The following is a 1245-nucleotide window of genomic DNA, read 5'->3' on the forward strand; positions in this document are numbered from 1 at the left end:
CAAGGTGGGGGTCGCGGGTTCGAATCCCGTCTTCCGCTCCAATAATTGAATGATGTGCCGGGGTGGCGGAACTGGCAGACGCACAGGACTTAAAATCCTGCGGTAGGTGACTACCGTACCGGTTCGATTCCGGTCCTCGGCACCATTTTATTATGTAAAAAAATGAATAATTGCGCCCGTAGCTCAATTGGATAGAGCGTTTGACTACGGATCAAAAGGTTAGGGGTTCGACTCCTCTCGGGCGCGCCATATAATCGGGAAGTAGCTCAGCTTGGTAGAGCACTTGGTTTGGGACCAAGGGGTCGCAGGTTCGAATCCTGTCTTCCCGATCTTCTAATATCCTATCAATAAAAATGGGGCCTTAGCTCAGCTGGGAGAGCGCCTGCTTTGCACGCAGGAGGTCAGCGGTTCGATCCCGCTAGGCTCCACCATTTTTTGTTATAGGGGCGGTGTAGCTCAGCTGGCTAGAGCGTACGGTTCATACCCGTGAGGTCGGGGGTTCGATCCCCTCCGCCGCTACTTAAAAGGACCTTTAGCTCAGTTGGTTAGAGCAGACGGCTCATAACCGTCCGGTCGCAGGTTCGAGTCCTGCAAGGTCCACCACTTGAAATCAATTATATATTTCGGAGGAATACCCAAGTCTGGCTGAAGGGATCGGTCTTGAAAACCGACAGGCGGGTCAAACCGCGCAGGGGTTCGAATCCCCTTTCCTCCTCCATTTTTATCTTATTATCGCGGGGTGGAGCAGCTCGGTAGCTCGTCGGGCTCATAACCCGAAGGTCGCAGGTTCAAATCCTGCCCCCGCAATTTTGGTCCGGTAGTTCAGCTGGTTAGAATGCCTGCCTGTCACGCAGGAGGTCGCGGGTTCGAGTCCCGTCCGGACCGCCATTTTATACATATGTCTGTTAGGCTCAGTAGCTCAGTTGGTAGAGCAAAGGACTGAAAATCCTTGTGTCGGCGGTTCGATTCCGTCCTGAGCCATTTTTTTGTTATTTTCGCGGGTGTAGTTTAATGGTAAAACCTCAGCCTTCCAAGCTGATGTCGTGGGTTCGATTCCCATCACCCGCTCCATTTACATAATGGGCCTGTAGCTCAGCTGGTTAGAGCGCACGCCTGATAAGCGTGAGGTCGATGGTTCGAGTCCATTCAGGCCCATTTTTTGATTTTAGCCTAGTGTTATATATTTCTTAACAGTTTTCACATGGAGGGGTAGCGAAGTGGCTAAACGCGGCGGACTGTAAATCC

Annotated in this window: 12 tRNA genes; all 12 read left to right on the forward strand. The window is 51.9% G+C overall.

The features are described from left to right. The first annotated feature begins 56 nt into the window (after positions 1 to 56). Positions 57 to 145 (forward strand) — tRNA-Leu (locus BTO28_RS16645). A gap of 27 nt (positions 146 to 172) precedes the next feature. Continuing rightward, positions 173 to 249, forward strand: a tRNA-Arg gene (locus BTO28_RS16650). A gap of 6 nt (positions 250 to 255) precedes the next feature. Continuing rightward, positions 256 to 329 (forward strand) — tRNA-Pro (locus BTO28_RS16655). Between the two features lie 26 nt (positions 330 to 355). Next, positions 356 to 431, forward strand: a tRNA-Ala gene (locus BTO28_RS16660). A gap of 14 nt (positions 432 to 445) precedes the next feature. Then, positions 446 to 519: transfer RNA gene (locus BTO28_RS16665), tRNA-Met, on the forward strand. Positions 520 to 526: 7 nt separating this feature from the next. Then, positions 527 to 603, forward strand: a tRNA-Ile gene (locus BTO28_RS16670). Positions 604 to 625: 22 nt separating this feature from the next. Then, a tRNA-Ser gene (locus BTO28_RS16675) sits at positions 626 to 718 on the forward strand. A 15-nt stretch (positions 719 to 733) separates the two neighbouring features. Continuing rightward, a tRNA-Met gene (locus BTO28_RS16680) sits at positions 734 to 807 on the forward strand. A gap of 4 nt (positions 808 to 811) precedes the next feature. After that, positions 812 to 888 (forward strand) — tRNA-Asp (locus BTO28_RS16685). A 20-nt stretch (positions 889 to 908) separates the two neighbouring features. Continuing rightward, positions 909 to 981: transfer RNA gene (locus BTO28_RS16690), tRNA-Phe, on the forward strand. A 16-nt stretch (positions 982 to 997) separates the two neighbouring features. After that, positions 998 to 1071, forward strand: a tRNA-Gly gene (locus BTO28_RS16695). 10 nt (positions 1072 to 1081) lie between these two features. Next, a tRNA-Ile gene (locus BTO28_RS16700) sits at positions 1082 to 1155 on the forward strand. The last annotated feature ends 90 nt before the right edge of the window (positions 1156 to 1245 follow it).

The sequence above is a fragment of the Domibacillus epiphyticus genome (assembly GCF_001975785.1).
GTDB lineage: Bacteria > Bacillota > Bacilli > Bacillales > Domibacillaceae > Domibacillus > Domibacillus epiphyticus.